Origin of the sequence: Treponema sp. (assembly GCF_017430385.1) — a bacterium.
Taxonomy (GTDB): domain Bacteria; phylum Spirochaetota; class Spirochaetia; order Treponematales; family Treponemataceae; genus Treponema_D.
The window spans coordinates 1-18700 of the sequence record NZ_JAFRNB010000156.1; the positions used below are offsets into that span (position 1 = coordinate 1).

Below are 18700 nucleotides of genomic sequence, written 5' to 3' on the forward strand. Positions count from 1 at the left end.
CTGTCAGTTTTCAAAAAATTTGATGTAAAATTATAAGAAAAACTGACATTTTTTGCGGGTCTATCTGGGGCAAAATGGGGCTATTTGGGGGCGTTTTCGGCTAAATTTAGGGGGCGATTTACTAGCATTTTTTGATTTATGTAGTTCAAAATTGCCTGTTTTTCCAGCTTTATCTGGCCATCTTGTACCATTCTCCTGATTGTTGGTTCTGATACTTTAAGGACGAAGGCTGCCATAGGTTCGCTGAGTTTTTCCGGGATTAACGGAAGCAAATCTATGGCTCCGTAAGCGGCTTTAAGCCAGTCTTCGGCAAGTTCTTCATCTATTTCATTGTCTGTGATTATTTGTGTTTTCATCGTTCTACGCCTCCTAGTTTGTCAGCCCATTTTTCCCAGGGCTGATGGTAGTAATTGAAGCGTTTTCGGATAAATCCGAGCCTGAAAATCAGGTTCCCGATGGTGCTCGGAAGCCCGATTAACGGAAGGTAGAACCAGCCCAGATACTACGATTGTTTCTGATGACCGCGTTCGTGGCGAAGGGTTTTTCCGTTGTACTGGTATTCATTTAGGATTATGAATTTACCAAGTGAAACGCTGCTAAAGAAACTCTTGCGATGCAGGAATACGCCCTTGTCTATTGGAGCCGGCTCGGCTCCAAGCATGTTGAATGCTATCAAGCCGACAAGATTTTGTGGCAACTGCCATAGGTAAAGCATGACTCTTTTCATTTTGCTTTCTCCTGGTTTTCCGAAGGCTGCTCAGCATTTTGCGCTATGAATTCAGCTTGAAGTTTTGCAATTATCTGGAAAACATCTTTGTACGGCTGCATCGAGAGGGCCTGTAAAATCAAGTTTGTTTCTGTTTCTGTAAGTTCGATTGTCATTTTCTGCATGTTAGTTTTTCTCCTTTTGGATCGTACTGATTTTATGTTTTAATTTTGCCAGGATTAGACCTGTTTCTGTTAGTTCCGGTGCGTTTGAACGCATGTTCTGATGGTTCAGGATTGCATTTTCTGCCCTGGTCACAAGCATCAGGTTTTCTATCGCGCAGTTGCGATGATTGCCGTCTTTGAATGAGATCAGGCTTCCTTCCGGTACTTTTCCGTGGTACTTTTCCCATTCCATGATGTGCTTGAAGCGCCATACATTTGGTTCCGCTACCTTGATTTTTAAGTAGCCGATAGTTGCCATGACTTCCGTTCCGACCGGAACTGCATTGTGCGGACGGAAACCGTTTTTGAACCAGCCTTTTTCACATCCTGACGGACACCATCCTTTCCGGCCTTTGTTCTTGGGTGAATGTCCTTTTTCAAATCGTCCCGTAAGACCACTTTTAAGGCGGTGATTTTTTCGGAATGAACGGAGCTGGTTCTGCGTGTAGCTTTTCTGAAATGTCTTGTTCACAAGTTCCGTAATTTCTTCCAGCGTTTTGCCCTGGTTGTTGTTGATTATGAAATCCTGTATTTCTGATGGAAATACCTTTGTTCCTTTCATTTTGAAACTCCCAGAAGTTTCTGCTTTTGCTCAACTCCTTCAATGACTTTTTTCTTGCTGTCTTTAACTGCGAGCAGTGCCGGCATTTCTTCATTAAGAAGTCCGCAATCCTCAGCGACTCGTAACGCCTGTACCTGAAGCTTTGCCACATTAAGGATTTGCGAAGATATTGAACAGGCTGCATTTGCCTGTCTTAACATCATTCCAAGTTTTTTTTCATCTTCCAGCGTTTCGGAATCACTCAGTTTTTCAAGCATTTCAAACAGGCTGTCGTTAAGGTCTGCAAGGTTGTTTTTCATAGTTTTTTTTCCTTCCGCTAAGCGGATTTCTTGTTGCTCAGACTCCCTTTGGGGAGTGATTTCAGGTAGTCCTGGAGGGCTGTTTCCATATCTTCGGCGGGGTCAAGCAGGTATTCTGCCAGGCTCCACCATGGGATGCGGATTACTGTGTCACGGATTGTGAAGCAGTCGAGCTTGTAGAAGTTCAGCAGGGTCTGTATCTCGTCGTAGGAGATGTGCATCAGGCCGGCGGCTTCCCTTACATCGTACATGTACTGGTAGCCGATCTGGGCGTGACGGACTATGCGCTCTATAAGCTCTTCTTTTTCTTCCGGTGACAGCGGCTGTCTTAACTCGGATATGGAAAACAGTTCTGTCATTTCTTTGCGTTCCTCTCGACTGTTGAAAGAAAGCCCATTACCTGGCGGAGTTCTTTCTGCGTAAGGCAAGAAAGTGTTGTCTTGCGTACTTTTGTCTGGATGAACTCGTCAAGGCGTTTCTGCCAGCCTTCACCGAGTATTTTCTGGGCGCGGGCTTTTACTGCATCAAGCTGTGTGGGATGCTCGAATTTCGGTATGAAGCGGAACGGCGCTTTTTTCTGCCTTTCAAGCACGATGTTGAGGTCGTTGAATACGGTGCGGAGTTCCGCTGTGTCGCATTCCGTACAGCTCTGCTTGCCTGTGGCTCCGAAGATGATTGTTCGGTAGCAGTCCTCGTCAAGTTTCGCCGTGTTTTTCTGGGCGTGAATCAGCGAAATCAGTTTCTTTCGGTTTGTCATTGGTTTCATTGCTCAATCTCCTCGTCGATGTAGTAGCCTCTTGCAGGCTTTCCTTCACGGAGTGCCTCGTAGATTTTTGTCACGGAAAAGCCCATTTTTTCGGCACAGTCCTGGATGCTTTTGAAGTGCTGTGTCGGGAAATCCTGTCCCTGGTATTTGTTGATTGGAATTGCGATTATCTTTTTTGGCATTTTTATGTCTCCTTATGCCGCACAGAGTTTGTCGAGCATGTTGTCTGTGATTGTTGAAAGGCCTGATGCCTTTGCCATCTTGCTGATTGCGATTGAGTCGTTTACGATTGAGCGGAATCCACCGTCTGCATGGCGAGCGAGCTTGTCCGCCGTGTCAAAGTTGATGTCGATTCCTGCTGCCTCGTGGTAGTAAGCCACAACATCTACGCTCTGTGCGCGGGCAAACAATACGATCGGGTTTCGGATTCTTGAGCGCAGGCGCGGTACGCGGTCTGTCTTTGTCTTCAAGCCTTCCTCACCTACGAGCAGGAGCGGAAGCTGGCAGCGTTCGTTGATGCCGCGGAGCATTTCAAGGTGCTTTACCGGGAGCTTGTCGGCTTCGTCGATGATGATGAGTCGGCGTGAATATCTGCATGATTCTTCCAGCGTTGTGATGCAGGCTCCGAAGCTGTACGGTCTTGTGTGTGCCACTACCTCGCAGATGTCGCGCAGAAGCTGAACCTGTGTCGAGCCGTCTACATAGAGAACATAGGCTGCGTTCGGGTTGTTCTGGCAGTACCACTTGGCGGTGTGTGTCTTTCCGCGTTCGGCCGTTCCGATTGCCATTCCGATTGATGATGACATCGTACCGGCAGGGTCTGAAAGGTCATCTGCAAGTGCCTGGAAGCGGTCTACGCTTGGGGTGAGCACCAGCACGTCGGTGTCAATTATGATGCCTTGTGGTATAATGCTTGTGTAGCCTGCGCTTCGGAGCTTTGCGACATATTCCGTTTCCTTGTCCTGCCAGTTCGGGTAAGTTTGCTGGCAGATTTTGACAATCTGGGATTTGTCCACTCCGATGATGCGGGCGGCTTCCTGCATTGAGAGCCTGTTGCTCTCGATGTATGTTCTAAGTGTGCTTTCCATAATTTCTATCTCCTTTAGTTTGTAAATTTGTCCTTGATGTATGAAGCGAAGTAGTTTTCCTCGTTCGCGTTCATTTTGCTTTCGTAATCGAACTTGAAATCCATGTCCTCTCTGCTCAGGTGTTCGCCTGAATAGAACTGGTTCAGGATGTATTCGTAACGCTCGCGGTCGGTGTAGAAGACCGGCTTTCCGTGGGCGCGGAGAACGTTCTCGCTTCCGATTCGCTGTGTGAGTGCTGAAAGGAAGTCGTCCTGCGAAATCGGCTCTTCCCGGCGGCTCATGGCTTTGGGCAAGACGGTGAAATCTGCGGATTCCTTTCTGCTTACGGCGAGCGGAATTTCACGCTCTTCCTCTGTTTCTATATCAGCTTTTCTTACAACGGCTGGAATCTTGATTTCCGGCTGCTTGTATTCAAGCTGATATGCTCCGGCTTCTTCGGCAAGGCTTTCTGCCTTGTGAAGCTCTGCGAATTTCTGCGGCTCGGAAAGCACTTTCAGTCCTTTCTGTGTGACTGTCTTGAATGCTTCCTGTACTGCCCTCATGTTCCGCTTCTTCCATTCAAGCTGCTTGACCATTTCTTCATGGTTGAGCATGTCGATTTTCTTGACCGGCCGGAGTGCGATTGCGTGGTTTGTGCCAGGCTCAATCGCGAATACGCCCAGATCAAGATTCTCCGGATCGTAGCGGATTTCTATCTTCTGGCGGTTGTAGGCTACGAGCGTTCCGCGGTTCTCCAGAATCATCTGCTGGGTTAAGTCCGGGCCAATGTATTCGGTGCCGTTCAGCTCGATTCTGTCTCCCTTGACCTGACGCATCGTGCTTTCCATGAAGAGGTAGGCTTCGTCACGCGGGTCGATGAATGTCGGAAGCCAGCCGTCTTTCTTGTACTGCTCCAGGCGTTCACGCGGACTGCATCCGAGCGTGGCATGTACCCTGTCTTCATAGATTTCAAGTGCCTTGACGACGCTCTTGATGAAGACATCGTATTCAAGGATGTAGCCGTTCTTTTTCTGCCACTCAAGGCGTTTTGTCGCCTGTTCTTCTTCCGGGGCTGTGATTGCAAGTCCTTTTTTAAGTCCCGGCAGGCAGAGGTCTCGAAGAATCTGCTCAAGCGTGTTGAAAAAGCGTTCAATCGGCTTTGTCTTTGCGTTCTTTACCCGTGCAAAGATTCGGCGGTGCTGCTTTTCCCACTCGGCTTTTGTCGGAACTACATCAACAACGAGTCCTTCCGTGTCCTCGACGATGTAGCGTCCGTTCTCCGCGTGGTAGAGGTCGGCTTCGTCAAGGAATCGGACTCCGTAATTCTGGAGCCTTTCAACGATGTCGTCTGCGAGCTTTGATTTTTCGCTTGAACCGTTGTCGTTGTAGGTGCTCTCGAACTTGCCGAAACGGCGTATTCCCATTCTGAGGGCTCGCGTTACGGTGTGGGTGTTGTAGGCGATGTCGAAGCTGATTCCGTAGACAAGGCGGGTTGCCATGTCGAGCCAGAGATAGCACTCGGCGCGGATGTAGCGGTCTTTTGCTCCGGTTGCATTCGGATTGATGCACCAGAAGTCGAAGATGTGCTGGTCGCCGACTATCAACTGGAAAGGCTTGAGCTTTGACAGGTCGCGGCTGATGTAGAACATGTTGTCAAGCGCGCGCTGGCCGCCTTTGGCCAGCATCTTCATTGCCGGGCTGATGTTCCTGGCGTGTACATAGGCGCTTGCCTCGCTTCCGATATTCCAGCCCTGGCGTGCGGCTTCCTGCTTGGTGTAATTGTAGGCGTTCCGAACCGTGCATCCTCCGACTTCCTGAATGGCTGCAAGAAGGAAGTTCGTGAAGAAGCTCAGAGCCTCGTCGCTCCAGGCGTAGACATGCCGACCCTGACGGCCTTCCGGCAGGGCAAACATTGAGCTGTTTTCCATCTTGCGGATGTAACGCTGGACTGTCGGAACGGAGATGTTGAAGCGTTCCGCAATCTCAAGATATGCCTGTGCCTTTGAAATCAGCGGGCTTCTCTTGCGGAATGCGTCATACACTGCCGAACGGAGGGCGAACTTTTTGTCTGTGACTGGTGCAAAAGTCTGAATCAATCTTCAACTCCTGAAAATTCGTTAAGTTTCCGTTCCTCTTCGGCTATGTCGTTGACAAGCTCACGAACACGAAGCCCGATGTTGCAGACTGCCGAGAGCCTTACGGAAGGGTTCTCAATGCTTGTAAGGAAATCTGTTATCATTCCGAGCACGTTGAGCTGTGCCTCATACTGTGCCTTTGATTCAAGATTGACCTTTGCATACATCCTGCCGTTCTGAAGGAGTGTCTTTGAGAAGTAGTCGTCATCGCCCCAGTTGAGGCGGACTTTCTTCTTTCCCCAGATTCTTGCAAGCTCTGCGATGTGCTCGGCAGATTTACGCATCTTGAAGATTCTTTCGTGTTCGTTGGTCCAGCCTTCGCCGCGCACGCCTGTTGCCATTGCCTGGGCGATAAGCCGCTCAAAGTCGCCGTCAGTCTGCGGAAGTGCAGGATTTGCGCTCTTGAGCTTTTTTGTCTCGATTTCTTCCGGCGTGATGAAGCTGTCGGTTGCCGGATCGTAAAGACGGAGCCAGACATAGGCCGTCTTCTTTGAGATTCCGACAAGCTCCAGAAAGTCAGTGAAGCCGAAGGTCTGTGCGTCTTCGCTCCGCCTGTCTCCTCCGCGCTGGGCAAGTGCCTCGTGTGCGATGAAGAGCGAGCGGCAGACTTCAACGCTGGCTTTTTTCAGCTGCTCAACTTTCGGTCTGAGTTCCGTTACCGCGCTTTCCATGCTCCATGTGTCGATTTCGCGCTGAAACGGAAAAGCCTGTTCTGGTGTAAGTGCGGTGCTGCTTGTTGCTAGTTCGTTCATTTTTTAAAGACTCCTTTGCCAGCGGGAGAGCTGACATCCAGAAAGTTCTCCCGCCGTTGGTTTTAGCTTGCTGACTGAAGCAAGTCTTTGTTCACCTCTTCGATGTCGGCTTCGCAGAAGAAGTCGTCGCTGACTTTGCGGCAGGCATCGACCTGAAGGAGTGCTTCGTCGGTAAGCTCTGCCATTGCATTCTTGTCAGGCTCTTCTTTTGTTCTGATGCAGTTGAACAAATTCATTTTTTTAAGGAGTTCGAGCGTTGTTTTCTTTACGCTGATTTTTGTTGTTTTTCTCCAGCCGAATTTTCCGAAGGAAAGCTCAACTGATTTGTTGTCCTTGAACAAATCAGCCTTGTTGTATTCGGCGAATGCGGCGATTTTTGCGGAAAGGTCCTGAATGCGGAGGCGGAGCTTTTCGCCTTTCTTTGCCGTTTCTGTCTTGATTTCTGCAATCTGCTTGTTTGCCTCGTTGTCGATTGCCTCAAGTTCTTTTTCTGCAAGTCCGATGTCCCGCAACGCGAGGTTTACATCATCAAGACTTTCAAGCTTTGCCATGCTTGGCTTGTAGCGTGTTCCCATTTTTTTCTCCTTATGGTAATATTTGCTTTATGTGTGAAATCATGCGGCTGGCTTGCCGTCGTGATTGTCCGATGCCGGAATTGCCGTTGGTGCGGGTGTTCCGGCTTTTTCTTTTCTTGTCTTCCAGAGCTCGTCACGGTACTTGATGTAGACCGTTTTCCAGAAGTTGCGGAGCGGCGTGTTCCAGAAGCGGCCAAGGTTCGTGCTTGCCTGGTAGAGCTTTTCTTCTAAGCTGAGCCTTGGCGGCGCGAGGTATTTCCGGCCGTCTACATAACAGGCTCGCTCAATCCGGACTGGCTTGTTTCTGAAAAAGTCGAGCACTGCGTCGTTAAATGTTTTTGCCATTGCATTTCTTCCTTTTGCGGTAAGGTTTCTATGTCGCGGCAAATTTCTGCCGGACTCTTGAATTTTGCGAGGGCGAGAAGTCCGAAGATTGACATCGCCTGCAATCCTTGCAGAGTGAGGTTCGTGACCGCATGATGTATTTTCTGCGGGTTCAGGTCTTTTCCTCACTGTCCATGTACGGCGGTTTCCTACCGTTCTTCCAAATTGTGATTTTTGCATCACCTCCTTTTTTTTGTTTTTCCCCTCTGCTTGCCTGTGGTATAAAAACTTTATGCTGCCATCTCCCTTAGGGTCTGCACCATTTCGTTCCAGCTTGGATAGCCGAGCTTGGCGGCGACCACGCGCTCTATGCGCTGGCTGTGTGCCTTGCCGGAAAGCACATTGCTAACAGCTTGCTTTGTACAGCCAGTTTCCTGCGCAATATCAATGCTTGAACAACCAACACATTTCAGCCTGTACTTGATATACAAGCCCTGGTCGGGCGTGATTTTCTTGCTTGCCCTTGCAAGAAGTTTCTTTTTATTTTCTTCCTGCTTTTCTGCCACGAGCTGACGAATCTGCTCAATGGTCAACGGCTTCGTCTTTGTGCTTTTCACTTCACAACCTCCTTTTTTTTGTCGATAGTCTGATTAGTTGATTTGTCAATTTTCAAAGTTTCCTTTTACTCCGTTGATAATTGACTTATCAACTTATCACAATTTGTAATTATAATTACATAATGTAATTTGTCAAGTAAAAAATAACATTATGATTAGATAAAAATTACAATTTGTAATTATATTCAAGAGGTTTTATGGAAATTGCAGAACAGCTTAAAAAAATTCGAAAAGAAAAAGGACTAACACAACAACAATTTGCATCTGAACTTGAAGTTTCAACTGCAACAATTGCAAGTGTAGAAAATGGTTCAAGAGATATGTCAAAAAATCTTATGAAGTCTCTTGTAAAAAAAATCGGAATAGATGCAAACTGGCTTCTAACTGGTGAGGGGGAAATGTTTTCCGGCTCCCGTGAGGCTGAAAAGGCTGTCGCTCCGTGCAAAAAGATTCCTGTACTGAGTCAGAAGGTGTCGTGCGGTCCCGGTCAGACCTGGGAAAGCGAGTCAAACATCGAGAGCTACATTGAGCCGCTGAGTCCGCTTCCGTGTCTTGCAGGAAAGAGCATCTGCGCTTTCCGTGCCAGCGGTGTTTCCATGATTGGCATTGGCATTCAGGACGGCGATGTGGTCTTCTTTGACGGTTCAAGCGACCAGAGGACAAGGGACGGCATCTATGTGTTCGGCTTTGCGGGCGATGCGTACTGCAAGCTCCTGCGCTTTGAGCCGCTGGAGAACAAGGTCATGGTCTACTCGGTGCAGAAGCAGGATTTGCGCGAGGCGGAGCTTATCCGCACGATTGACGCCGACAGCAACGAGTTTCATATCTTCGGGCGGGTGCTGGCGTGGCTGCATGAGAACACGGTGTTCAGGACATGATGGGGAAAAAAGAGGATTTTGTTGTAAGAAAAATTGATGCAGAGAGGCGATTTTTCTTTTACAAAATGGAGAAATGTAGTATACTTACTAGAAGCGGATGTGTTATCTGCTTCTAGTAAATTCCGGGAATTACTCTCGGAATCTCTTTATATAGAGCCGATTAGTGTCGGTAGGTGGGAGCCGTAAAAATGGCATACAGTGCATTGGAAGTCGCGAAGTATGTGATTAACCATGAGCACAACAATGGGCGGGAAATCAGTAATCTTCGCTTACAAAAACTTCTTTATTTTGTACAGGCAAAAGTTCTCGTAGAAACAGGTAATCCATGCTTTGATGATGAAATGGAAGCATGGGATTTTGGGCCAGTTGTGCCGTGTGTATATCATGCTTATAAGATTTTTGGAAGTTGGGATTTAAGTTTTTCAGGGATTATTCCTACAATCGTAGAAGAAATTTCAAAAAAGATTGATAGTATTATTGATTACTGTCAATCTTTTCCAACAAGACAATTGGTTGAAATAACTCACAATCAGGATCCTTGGAAAAATGTGTATAAAAAAGGACAGAAAAACCGAATCTCAAATGACTCAATTAGGAATTATTTTTTAAGCCGTGGAAAAAAATAACGATAGTTTTCTTAATGCTCAAAAAGGTTCTGGAGTTGCTCGAAATGAATCTTTTCATAAACAGGAAGAATTACAGGAAGAAATTTTTTCTTTAATCTTGACATCTCCAGATAATTTTGACATTAACGAATGGATTGAGAATTTCAAATCTTTCTCAAAAAATTATAAGAAATTATTGTATTCAAAAATATCTAGCAGAATCATTTCATGTGAAGATGGCAAAAAAATTGAAAATCTTACAAACAACATTTCAACTGTAATAGAAGCAATAAAAACACGGGATGAAGATAAAAACGCGGAAGGGGCATTTATCTTTGTTGATAAGGACTGCTATACCCTTTTCCTGAAGTTTTATGATCATTGTAATCTGGCAATGGTGCAAAGAGCCGTTTATCTCAAAACTGAGCAAGAATTTAATAAAATATCTTCCGAAACAAAAGAGGCTGTCAATAAATCATTAGAAAAGGCAACGGGAGAAATAAACAATCATGTTGAAGAGTCAGAGCAAAAAATTACTTCACTAGAAAAGAATATTACGGGGCAGTTAATAAGCCTTATAACTATATTCACATCTCTTTCTTTTGTGATTTTTGGTGGAATAAGTTCTTTAAGTTCAATGATGAGTTATGTAAAAAAAGCTTCCGTTCAAAGGATTTTGTTCATTGGTATAATCTGGATGATTTGTATGACCAATATCTTCATGCTTTTTATAAAACTTATATCAAAATTCTCTAAAGAGGATGTATCACTGAAGGGATATTTTATATATGTAAACCTCTGCCTAATGGTACTGCTCATAGCATTGTTGATAAAATTCTTGGTTTTGAACTGACCTATTCCACCACTCGCCTTAAATCAAATCCTTCCTTGTACACTTTGGGTACTTGGGAGGATTTTTTTATGACTCAGAACAATTCGAAAAATAAACCTTACTACACCCAGCGGAACAATAAGCTCAAGCCTAACGGGGCCTGCAATGTCACGGCAATGATTGCGGCTCTTGTGGCGGCGGGCTGGGATGTGGAGAAGCTTGCTACGGAGCAGTACGCTCAGCCGGAAGATGCGCTCATGCACTTTATCCTGGCGGACGCTCGCGTTGATGCCTGCTGGAAGAAGATTGACCCTAAAGGAATGTATGCTCCGAACGAATGGCATCCTGTCCTTGCTTTCGGCACAAACCTTTATCTCCGGGAGCGCGGCCTTATCGGAAAGGATGAGCCTGTCGTTGAATGGGGCGAATGGCGGTCAAAGTCTGAAATTGTCGGCACTCTCAGAAACGGCGGTGCGGCTGTTCTATCCGGGCTTTTCGTTGCGGAGGGCAGAAACACTATCGGGCATGTGGTCGCCTGCGTCGGATTCAAGGAAGATGACGATGGAAACCTTACTCACTTCATTCTTGACGACAGCTGGGGAGATTACCGCACCGAGTACAGAAACCAGAACGGAAACGACATCGAAATGCCTGTTGAGGACTTCAACAGCAAGATCCGGCACTGCGGAGCTGACAACAAGATGGCTCACCTCATCAGAAAGGCGGAATCAAAATGAAAGCGAAGGATGTATCTCTTAAGGCAATTATTCTTGCAATTGCGTGGGTGGCCGTTCTTTTTCTGGTTAAGGGTTTCGTGCCTGTAATTTTCACAGGAAAGTCATTCGGTCTTGATGCAGCTGAAATCATTATCGGCGGTATCTTCTTTGTTGTTGCCTGCTCGCCTGTGTACCGCTCAATCTGGCTCGACAAGAAGCTGGGGATTTACGAGAAGGAAAAGGCAAAAGACCTTGAAGAGCTTGAGGCTGTAACTGAGGAGTACGGATGTGGAAAAAATCAGGGCTTGTAAGACTCTTCTGCTTTATTCCCTTATTGCAGTGCTTGAATTCTCCGTTGTTTTCGCAGTCGGGTTCTGGCGGGGTTATTCTCACGCGGGAAGAAGTGGCGGAGATTCGGAAGGAGCTGAGCGCTATGAGAAGCGAAACGCTTCTGCTTCGGAATCTGTCGGAAGAATTGAGGACGGAATATGCCGCATTGAACAAATCATATTCAAGGCAGAAGAAGAAAACGGCGTTCTGGCGGACGGCTATGATTGTATCGACCCTGGCGGCGGTAATTGAGGGCGGTATAATCTGGCTTTCTAAGTGAGGTAAAAAAAATGGGAACTTTTGCAACAATCGTATCAGTTTGCAGCGGATGCGTTACCGTCCTCGGATTCATCGGCATTTTCGTGAAGTATGGCAAGGACAAGGGAACTACGGATACGACTATCAGCACACTCGTTAAAAATGTTGAAACGCTTACGAAAAAGATTTCGGACTTACCCGCACAAATCACAGTGGATGAACTGAGAAAGGACGTGGACGAGAATGCCGTCGACATCAACAATCTTGGGGCAAAAGTCAATCAGATTCAAATTGACAACATAAAGATGATAACCACTCTTTCAAGTGACATGGGCTGGATAAAGTCTACACTTGACGGAATTAACAAGAAACTTGACGAGAGAGGTGGCCGAAATGCCTAAGAGAAACAAGATTGAGATGCAGGGGCTTGTCGAAAGAATCTGCACGATGTACTTCAACGAGAAGATGACCCACAAGGAAATCACGGACACCCTCAAGGCTGAGGGCTACGACATATCCAAGAGCGGTGTCGGCCGCACTCTTGTGGATCAGGCTGCTCAGATGAAGGCTTACAAGGATTCTGCAAAGAAGGCCGTGGCAATCGTCAGCGAGCTTGGCAAGAATCCTGGTCTGGACATTGCAGAGGCAAGCGTTCAGCTGGTTCAGGCAAAGCTTCTGGAAGAAGTAAACAAGTTCGAGAACTTTTCTACTATTTCGCCGGAAGAACTTCTCAAGGCCGTTGTAAGAAATACTGATGCACAGACCAAGATTGCGAGGGTTAAGCTGGAGTATGAGCGCGGCTACAAGAAGGGGCTTTTTGAAGCGGCGAAGACGGTTGCTGACGAAGGTAAGAAAGCCGGATGGAGTGACGAGCGCATTGAGTTCGTCAAGTCTAAGATTATGGGCTTGAAGGTGACTTATGACGAAAAACCATCAGACTGAGCCGCTTGAAATCTTCCTGCCGTATCAGAAGAAATGGCTGGAAGACAAGAGCGACCTCAAAATCATAGAGAAGAACAGGCGGTGCGGTATTTCCTGGACCGATTCTGCGGACTCTGTTCTGGATGCTGCTCCGGCTCACGGCTGGAGCAATACTTATTATATGAGCTTCAACAAGGACAACTGCCGTCAGTACATCGAGGATGCTGGCGAATGGGCGAAGAAGCTCGGCTATGCGGTGAGCGAGATTATCGAAGAAGAAGAGCCGCTGCTTGATGATGATGAAAAATCTATCACCACATACAGAATCACTTTTTCTTCCGGCGCGGAGATTATGGGATTGCCTGGAGTTTCCCGCTCGCTCCGCTCAAAGCAGGGAAATGTCGTGATTGATGAGGCGGCGTTCTTTGACGATTTGGAGAGCGTATTGCAGGCTGCGAAAGCACTTGTTATGTGGGGTGGCAGGATCCGTGTTATTTCGACACACAACGGAGACGACAATCCTTTTAATATTCTGATTAAAAATATCCGTTCTGGAAAAGAAAAGGAATGGAGCCTGCACCGTATTACTTTCCGCGAGGCCATGGCTCAGGGATTGTACAAGAGAATCTGTCTTAAACAGGGGCGCAAGTGGACCCCGGAAGCTGACAAGAAATTCATGGATAAGATGTACCGCATCTATGGTGATAACCCTGATGAGGAGCTTGATGTAATTCCTCGTGCCAGCGGTGACAGATATTTCAGCCGTGGGCTTCTTGACCATGCCACCGCCGATGCGGAAAGCTACGACATCAGACGGCTTGAATGCTCTGACAGCTTCCTTCACAAGAGCGAGGCTTACAAGAACCGTGAGATTGAGAAGTTCTTCAATCAGGAAGTGCGCCCGGTGCTCGGCTCGCTTGAGGGGCTGGTGTTCGGGGGGAACGATTTCGGACGTTCTGGCGACCTCACGACATACTGGATTTCTGAGGAAGTTGCAAAGACTCAGCTTGCAGTCCGTCTGATTGTCGAGCTGAAGAACGCTCCTTTTGAGCAGCAGCAGTATTTCAACGACATGCTCACGGACTTTTTGTGCGAGGAACGGCACAGGCTGGGCGGAATCGCGATTGACTCACGCGGAAACGGCCAGCAGATTGGAGAGCACGCAATGCTCAGGCATCCGGGGGCTGCAATTCAGGTGATGGAAACTAATGCCTGGTATGCGAAGTACGGAACTGACCTGCACGGTCTTATGGAGAGCGCGGACTTTACCGTTCCTGACGATGAGACGATTAAGGCGGACTTTGCTATCGTCACGCTGAAAAACGGAATACCGACGATTCCGGCGGTGCGTACTGCTGACCGGGACTTGAAGGGAAAGAGGCACGGAGACGGTGCGAGTGCGGCGATGCTCTGCGTGTGCGCGTGGCGTGAATGTGCGGCAGATCCGGCTCCGGTGTTTGCCTCTACGGAGAAGAAAAAGCAGAAAGGCTTTCTGTGGTGGTGATTTCCACAGTCCCCAGAAAAGCGGGAAAAGCAATCTCGTGTGATACCGTTCTATTACAGGACGGTATTTTTTTATGGCACGGACAAATTCAGTAACATCAAAAATCTTGAACCTTACGGGCTTCCGCTCGATTATGGGATATGTGGCAGACACTTCAAGCTGGCTTAACGATGTCGGCGAGCGTGAGTCTGTGTTTGACGAGATGAGGGACGACCCGCGCATTGAGTCTCTGATTAAGAACCGCAAGGACAAGGTTTTGCAGATGACCGGCTCCTTCACTGAGTCAAAGAACAAGCGGGTGAACGAAGCCTGCGAGAACCTTCTTACATTCAACACTTTCTACAAGCTGAACAACATTCTTCTTAACGCCGTGCCTTACGGTCTTTCTGCGTGTGAGGTGCTCTGGAAGTTTGTTGACGGATTTTACATTCCATACAACTTTGTACCGATTCCAAGAAATGCGCTGAGCTTTCCCCAGCGTGACGGTCTCGACTTCAATACGCCTGTAATCACCCAGCAGAACATTGTCCTTGACGACAAGCGGAAATTCATAGTCCACAGGAACGATGACGGAAGCCTGAGCCAGTGGGGGCGTCCTGCCCTGCGCAGCGCATACGGCTTCTGGAAGTTCAAGCAGATGGGCGTCAAGTTCTGGGCGATGGCAGCTGAGATTGTCGGCGCACCGACTATCCTGGCACTTTTCGACGCGAGGAACGAGACCGAGGCAAAGGAACGCGCGAAAACGCTCACAGAAATCATGTCGGACTGGAAAAGCGGCTCGAACGGCTCTCTCGGCAATGTCCGTGATGTGAAGGTAATTTCCTCACAGATAAACGACTTCAAGACGATTGTCGAAATCTGTGATACGGAAATTGCCTATGCGCTAACATGTCAGTCTCTTGCCGTGAATGAAGGTCAGTACGGAACCAGGGCGCAGGGAACGCTCCACGAGGCGACCTATGACGAGACAATCAAAGGTGACGCATATCTTCTCCAGCAGACTGACCAGCAGCTCGTCAACGCTTTTGTTGAGCTGAACTTTCCGGGCGAAGCTGCCCCGCAATATGACATTGACTCAACGGATTTCGCCTCATGGGAAATCATACGCGATGCGATTGACCGCGGGGTTCCTGTGAGCTTAAAGGCGCTTTACAACAAGGTGCATCTGCCGAAGCCGACTGATGAAAAGGACAGCTTTGTTAAGGCTCAGCCGTCTTTCGGTTTTTCTGACAGGGGAAAAGACGATTTTTTTCAGAACAGGCAGTAGAGCCTAAGTATCTTTCGGAACTGAGTCGTGCCAAAAGGCTTGACCGCATTTCTACTGCCGCATGGCTAAGAATCTCAGACAGCTACGCTGAGCGAATCAAGGAATACATCAGGGAAGCAGCGCGCAATCCCGACATTCTGAACACGAAGAAAGTTCTTGAGCCGGACTGGGCGGCAATGGGTGAAGCTGCAAAGCTCTTTACCCGCTCGCTTATGATGGGCTTGGATTCTTCGGTACGCAAAGAAGAGTTTGCCGAGCTTACGGCTGAGGACATCGAGAACCTGCCCTATGCGGAGGCGGTCGAATACCTCAAAAAGCGTGACGTTATAAAAAAAGTTGACTATAACAGACTCTCTGACAAGATGAAATTCCGCGCGTTCACCGCTTCAAGAATCAATGATGGAAAGCTCTTGGAGAAGCTGAACGCCGAGATGCTGGCGAACGTCCACGACGGAAAAGGCTTGAAGGATTTTCTTTCACTCACCAAAACTGACATCCAGGATAAAATCGGCATGGGGCCGAATCAGGGCTGGTACTGGGAGACGGTCTACAGAACCAATGTTCAGACGGCGTACAATGTCGGCCGTGCGATGGGCTTTGAAGAAGACAAGCCGCTTGCACTGCAATTCATCGGCATAGATGATTCAAGGCAGACGGAAATCTGCCATTCGCTCACAAACATAATCCGCCCTTATGATGACCCATTTTGGCAGACTCATTTTCCGCCTCTGCATTTTAGCTGCCGTTCTACCGTCCGCCCTATTTATGATGAGAGCGAGATTCCGGCAGAATGGAGCAAGCTGGACGGAGCGGAAAGCCCCGCAAAAGGATTCGGCACATACCCGCTTTCAAGTGACAGCTGGTGGGAAGAACTGGAAAGTCAGGTGCGACAGGCAAAGCACTTCGGTGTGCAGGGGGAGATCGAGGCTGCAAAGGTTGCGCTGGGAATTGATGGAGTATATGGCTCAAATGATGAAGTAATAAGGCACAAAACAATAAAAGAACTTAAAAAAATTGGAAACATTTCAAAAGGTGATGAAATGACTTTTGAAGAAGCTGATGGCGGTAATGTAAATCCATTCCGCAGTCTTGGAGGAAACTATAAAGAAAACTGTCAAACTTGCGTTGCTGCATTTGAAGCTCGAATGAAGGGATTCCCTGTTAGAGCAAAAGCATATGATAAAAATAGCGTATTCTTTAATAGGCTTGCAAACAATCCTCTAAGAGCATTCATAGATCCGCAAACTAAACATCATCCGGTTTGGCCAGAAGATAATCCGTCATCAAATGTAGATATTTTTAAGACATGGAAAGCTGGATTAGATTACATTAAAAAGACAGTACAGCGTGGAGAAAGATATGTAATGGATTTCAGGTGGGAATCCAACGGAAGAGGTCACATTATTTCTGTTATACGAACAAAAAAAGGAAAACTAATGTTTTATGATCCACAAGATAGCGCAATATATGACAAAGAAGATTTTTCATATTTATTCAAACAAATAAAATTTGATGGAAAATATAATCAACCCAAGATTTTACGAGTAGACAACTTGCAATTAGATGCAAATGTGTTAAAATATGTTTTGGAGGAGACCAATGGATGAGGTTTTAAAATTTGCTAACACTCTAAACTATTCGTACAAATTTAACTCATGCAAAATGTTACTTAGTAATTGGAATGGCTCTAAAATTTATTTAGTTGATTCTGAAGCTGAAAAGAATTTATATCTAGGTTGGCCAACGATGATCCGTGAAACAAACGGAAAATTTGAAGAGGTTCAGAATAATAAAGAAAAACTGAAGATTATGAATGCTGCTGATGCAGCTTAAGACAATGCCCCGGAAATCCGGGGTTTTTTTTATCCGAATAATAAGAAAAAGTGACACAAAACGGCAATTATGTGCTATGATTTATGTATGAATTTATCTGACTTTAACTTTGTCGGTGTCGGCAAAATCGTGCTGAAAACCTTTGAAAAAGAGACCTACAACATTCCTCATCTCCATTGCCTGATAAATAAAACCGAAGACGGTTTTGAGGTAATCAATCTTGAATTTGGGCTTGTAACATTCTCTGCTGATACAGAGGATGCTGTGGCTTCTCTTGCACGAATGCTGATAGAATACATCAAGAGAACGGTTGAAACACTTGGTTTCAAAACTCTTGTTGATGTTGTCGCACAGAATGCAATGAACGACTACTGGACTGAATATCGAAAAATAGAGTTCACATTTGCAGAGACAAAAGATGATGTCGGTCATCAGGTCATCGACAAGATAAAGAAAGAGGCTGTAGAGGATTTCAAGCGGCAGTACGGAATAGAGACAACCGTAAAATTCAGCGTATTCGGGCAGGCTGCATGATAGAAGCAGACATCATTTTTGACAGGCTGTTTGCCAGCGGTTATGTGAACAGATTCCAGTGGAAGAACATCAACAAGGACACAACGAAATATCAGGTTTCATTCCACTGCGAGAAATGCAGGCTCAACGCACTGCACTGTTTTGAAATCTATGTCGTGGACGGAAAGCATTACCTCAGAAAAACAGAGCTGAAAATATTCCTTGCACTCCACGGAATAGAAATTGACATCGACTAGAACATTACACACCGCCCCGGAACTTTCGGGGCTTTTTTATTGCCCTGGCAAAGCCGTTATTGAAAAAACTGATGCTATTCTATCGGCATGAAATTTTTTTTAATAACTGTGATCTTTTTTTGCTTGCTTCCGTTCCTCGTTCCATTTTCACTTCGCCTGGCGGAAATCAGCGCGGATGTCATCAAGAGCAAGCTCTTTGGAAATGATGGCAGTGATTCTTGCGACATATCTTCGGCTCAGGTCGAGGAGCGAGTTAAATATATCTTCCCCGTCTTCTGGGATGTTGACGCTGCTCTTGTAGATTTTCTTGTTGGCAAGGGCTTTCTCAAGTCTGACCTTATACTCTTTCTTGAATGCAACAAGCTCCCTAAAGATTTCGTTGCTTCCATAAAGTCTGGCTCGGACGATGAAATCAGTGAACTCCGAGAAATGGTGAGTGAATATATCAGCAAACGAATCAAGGTTCATACTCGCCATGTTGTCTATGGATTCTAGAATTCTTTCGACAGGAAGCCAGTGAATCAAATCTTCATAATATGAAAGTCGGCGGTTCAGCAGTTCCCTTGCAAAATAATGTCTTTCGTCAATTTTCCGTGAGTGTAATGAAAACAGGGAAGCTAGTAAGAATGTGATGACCGAACCGAACACAGTGATGACCGCCGAAATGACTTCCGACGAAGCAAATAAATTTTTCATACTTCAAATTTCGGCTTGAAATGGTGTCGGATTATGATTTTTCACAGTCTCCCCGAAAATCAC

Annotated in this window: 29 protein-coding genes; 14 read left to right on the forward strand and 15 right to left on the reverse strand. The window is 46.6% G+C overall.

Going from position 1 to position 18700, the window contains the following annotated elements; translation table 11 throughout:
• Nucleotides 1–80: 80 nt before the first annotated feature.
• The 14 genes from IJJ71_RS12110 to IJJ71_RS12175 form a co-directional block, all read right to left on the reverse strand.
• Nucleotides 81–356: a hypothetical protein gene (locus tag IJJ71_RS12110; protein ID WP_296847355.1), complete on the reverse strand. Its 276-nt coding sequence runs from the start codon at nucleotides 354–356 to the stop codon at nucleotides 81–83.
• 146 nt (nucleotides 357–502) lie between these two features.
• The gene (locus IJJ71_RS12115) at nucleotides 503–727 is read right to left on the reverse strand and encodes a hypothetical protein (protein WP_296847357.1); all 225 of its coding nucleotides are present in this window, start codon (nucleotides 725–727) and stop codon (nucleotides 503–505) included.
• Nucleotides 724–891 carry a hypothetical protein gene (locus IJJ71_RS12120; RefSeq protein WP_296847359.1) on the reverse strand — a complete coding sequence of 56 codons (168 nt, stop codon included), beginning with the start codon at nucleotides 889–891 and terminating at the stop codon, nucleotides 724–726. Before IJJ71_RS12120 ends, IJJ71_RS12115 begins: the two co-directional genes overlap by 4 nt.
• A gap of 1 nt (nucleotide 892) precedes the next feature.
• A complete protein-coding gene (locus IJJ71_RS12125; protein WP_296847361.1) occupies nucleotides 893–1492 on the reverse strand; it encodes an HNH endonuclease signature motif containing protein in 600 nt (199 codons plus the stop codon).
• Nucleotides 1489–1791: a hypothetical protein gene (locus tag IJJ71_RS12130; protein ID WP_296847362.1), complete on the reverse strand. Its 303-nt coding sequence runs from the start codon at nucleotides 1789–1791 to the stop codon at nucleotides 1489–1491. The genes IJJ71_RS12125 and IJJ71_RS12130 overlap by 4 nt, the downstream gene beginning before the upstream one ends.
• A 17-nt stretch (nucleotides 1792–1808) precedes the next feature.
• Nucleotides 1809–2150: a hypothetical protein gene (locus tag IJJ71_RS12135; protein ID WP_296847363.1), complete on the reverse strand. Its 342-nt coding sequence runs from the start codon at nucleotides 2148–2150 to the stop codon at nucleotides 1809–1811.
• Nucleotides 2147–2557: a phage protein GemA/Gp16 family protein gene (locus tag IJJ71_RS12140; RefSeq protein WP_296847365.1), complete on the reverse strand. Its 411-nt coding sequence runs from the start codon at nucleotides 2555–2557 to the stop codon at nucleotides 2147–2149. The genes IJJ71_RS12135 and IJJ71_RS12140 overlap by 4 nt, the downstream gene beginning before the upstream one ends.
• Complete coding sequence (locus tag IJJ71_RS12145) at nucleotides 2554–2739, reverse strand: hypothetical protein (RefSeq protein ID WP_296847366.1); 186 nt, start codon at nucleotides 2737–2739, stop codon at nucleotides 2554–2556. The genes IJJ71_RS12140 and IJJ71_RS12145 overlap by 4 nt, the downstream gene beginning before the upstream one ends.
• A 12-nt stretch (nucleotides 2740–2751) precedes the next feature.
• The gene (locus tag IJJ71_RS12150; RefSeq protein WP_296847367.1) at nucleotides 2752–3645 is read right to left on the reverse strand and encodes an AAA family ATPase; all 894 of its coding nucleotides are present in this window, start codon (nucleotides 3643–3645) and stop codon (nucleotides 2752–2754) included.
• Between the two features lie 14 nt (nucleotides 3646–3659).
• Nucleotides 3660–5720: a Mu transposase C-terminal domain-containing protein gene (locus tag IJJ71_RS12155; RefSeq protein WP_296847368.1), complete on the reverse strand. Its 2061-nt coding sequence runs from the start codon at nucleotides 5718–5720 to the stop codon at nucleotides 3660–3662.
• Complete coding sequence (locus tag IJJ71_RS12160) at nucleotides 5717–6511, reverse strand: hypothetical protein (RefSeq protein ID WP_296847369.1); 795 nt, start codon at nucleotides 6509–6511, stop codon at nucleotides 5717–5719. Before IJJ71_RS12160 ends, IJJ71_RS12155 begins: the two co-directional genes overlap by 4 nt.
• Before the next feature lie 62 nt (nucleotides 6512–6573).
• The gene (locus IJJ71_RS12165; protein ID WP_296847370.1) at nucleotides 6574–7086 is read right to left on the reverse strand and encodes a host-nuclease inhibitor Gam family protein; all 513 of its coding nucleotides are present in this window, start codon (nucleotides 7084–7086) and stop codon (nucleotides 6574–6576) included.
• A 39-nt stretch (nucleotides 7087–7125) separates the two neighbouring features.
• The gene (locus tag IJJ71_RS12170; protein WP_296847371.1) at nucleotides 7126–7431 is read right to left on the reverse strand and encodes a hypothetical protein; all 306 of its coding nucleotides are present in this window, start codon (nucleotides 7429–7431) and stop codon (nucleotides 7126–7128) included.
• A gap of 269 nt (nucleotides 7432–7700) precedes the next feature.
• The gene (locus IJJ71_RS12175) at nucleotides 7701–8027 is read right to left on the reverse strand and encodes a hypothetical protein (RefSeq protein WP_296847372.1); all 327 of its coding nucleotides are present in this window, start codon (nucleotides 8025–8027) and stop codon (nucleotides 7701–7703) included.
• Between the two features lie 197 nt (nucleotides 8028–8224).
• On the opposite strand from IJJ71_RS12175, the gene IJJ71_RS12180 reads away from it, so the two are divergent.
• The 14 genes from IJJ71_RS12180 to IJJ71_RS12245 all read left to right on the forward strand — a co-directional run bounded on the left by IJJ71_RS12180 (nucleotide 8225) and on the right by IJJ71_RS12245 (nucleotide 17941).
• Complete coding sequence (locus IJJ71_RS12180; protein ID WP_296847374.1) at nucleotides 8225–8905, forward strand: XRE family transcriptional regulator; 681 nt, start codon at nucleotides 8225–8227, stop codon at nucleotides 8903–8905.
• 188 nt (nucleotides 8906–9093) lie between these two features.
• Complete coding sequence (locus tag IJJ71_RS12185) at nucleotides 9094–9531, forward strand: Panacea domain-containing protein (RefSeq protein ID WP_296847376.1); 438 nt, start codon at nucleotides 9094–9096, stop codon at nucleotides 9529–9531.
• Nucleotides 9518–10363 (forward strand): hypothetical protein, encoded by an 846-nt coding sequence (locus IJJ71_RS12190; RefSeq protein WP_296847378.1) that lies wholly within the window; start codon nucleotides 9518–9520, stop codon nucleotides 10361–10363. Before IJJ71_RS12185 ends, IJJ71_RS12190 begins: the two co-directional genes overlap by 14 nt.
• 68 nt (nucleotides 10364–10431) lie before the next feature.
• Nucleotides 10432–11079 carry a cysteine peptidase family C39 domain-containing protein gene (locus tag IJJ71_RS12195; protein WP_296847380.1) on the forward strand — a complete coding sequence of 216 codons (648 nt, stop codon included), beginning with the start codon at nucleotides 10432–10434 and terminating at the stop codon, nucleotides 11077–11079.
• Entirely contained in the window at nucleotides 11076–11369 is a 294-nt protein-coding gene (locus IJJ71_RS12200) for a hypothetical protein (RefSeq protein WP_296847381.1), read from the forward strand. The genes IJJ71_RS12195 and IJJ71_RS12200 overlap by 4 nt, the downstream gene beginning before the upstream one ends.
• Nucleotides 11347–11640 (forward strand): hypothetical protein, encoded by a 294-nt coding sequence (locus IJJ71_RS12205; RefSeq protein WP_296847383.1) that lies wholly within the window; start codon nucleotides 11347–11349, stop codon nucleotides 11638–11640. The genes IJJ71_RS12200 and IJJ71_RS12205 overlap by 23 nt, the downstream gene beginning before the upstream one ends.
• A 38-nt stretch (nucleotides 11641–11678) precedes the next feature.
• Nucleotides 11679–12047 carry a hypothetical protein gene (locus tag IJJ71_RS12210; RefSeq protein ID WP_296847385.1) on the forward strand — a complete coding sequence of 123 codons (369 nt, stop codon included), beginning with the start codon at nucleotides 11679–11681 and terminating at the stop codon, nucleotides 12045–12047.
• Nucleotides 12040–12588, forward strand: coding sequence for a phage protein Gp27 family protein (locus IJJ71_RS12215; RefSeq protein ID WP_296847387.1), 549 nt, complete (start codon nucleotides 12040–12042; stop codon nucleotides 12586–12588). The genes IJJ71_RS12210 and IJJ71_RS12215 overlap by 8 nt, the downstream gene beginning before the upstream one ends.
• The gene (locus tag IJJ71_RS12220) at nucleotides 12566–14071 is read left to right on the forward strand and encodes a hypothetical protein (RefSeq protein WP_296847389.1); all 1506 of its coding nucleotides are present in this window, start codon (nucleotides 12566–12568) and stop codon (nucleotides 14069–14071) included. Before IJJ71_RS12215 ends, IJJ71_RS12220 begins: the two co-directional genes overlap by 23 nt.
• 73 nt (nucleotides 14072–14144) lie before the next feature.
• On the forward strand, nucleotides 14145–15338 hold the full coding sequence (locus IJJ71_RS12225) for a phage portal protein family protein (RefSeq protein ID WP_296847391.1): 1194 nt from the start codon (nucleotides 14145–14147) through the stop codon (nucleotides 15336–15338).
• Between the two features lie 176 nt (nucleotides 15339–15514).
• Nucleotides 15515–16945, forward strand: a complete 1431-nt coding sequence (locus tag IJJ71_RS12230) for a minor capsid protein (protein WP_296847393.1) — start codon at nucleotides 15515–15517, stop codon at nucleotides 16943–16945.
• On the forward strand, nucleotides 16938–17171 hold the full coding sequence (locus tag IJJ71_RS12235; RefSeq protein ID WP_296847395.1) for a hypothetical protein: 234 nt from the start codon (nucleotides 16938–16940) through the stop codon (nucleotides 17169–17171). Before IJJ71_RS12230 ends, IJJ71_RS12235 begins: the two co-directional genes overlap by 8 nt.
• Before the next feature lie 87 nt (nucleotides 17172–17258).
• Nucleotides 17259–17705 (forward strand): hypothetical protein, encoded by a 447-nt coding sequence (locus IJJ71_RS12240; RefSeq protein ID WP_296847397.1) that lies wholly within the window; start codon nucleotides 17259–17261, stop codon nucleotides 17703–17705.
• Nucleotides 17702–17941 carry a hypothetical protein gene (locus IJJ71_RS12245; protein ID WP_296847398.1) on the forward strand — a complete coding sequence of 80 codons (240 nt, stop codon included), beginning with the start codon at nucleotides 17702–17704 and terminating at the stop codon, nucleotides 17939–17941. Before IJJ71_RS12240 ends, IJJ71_RS12245 begins: the two co-directional genes overlap by 4 nt.
• A 147-nt stretch (nucleotides 17942–18088) precedes the next feature.
• Here IJJ71_RS12245 and IJJ71_RS12250 read toward each other — a convergent pair whose 3' ends face one another.
• Nucleotides 18089–18637, reverse strand: a complete 549-nt coding sequence (locus tag IJJ71_RS12250) for a hypothetical protein (RefSeq protein ID WP_296847399.1) — start codon at nucleotides 18635–18637, stop codon at nucleotides 18089–18091.
• Nucleotides 18638–18700: the final 63 nt, after the last annotated feature.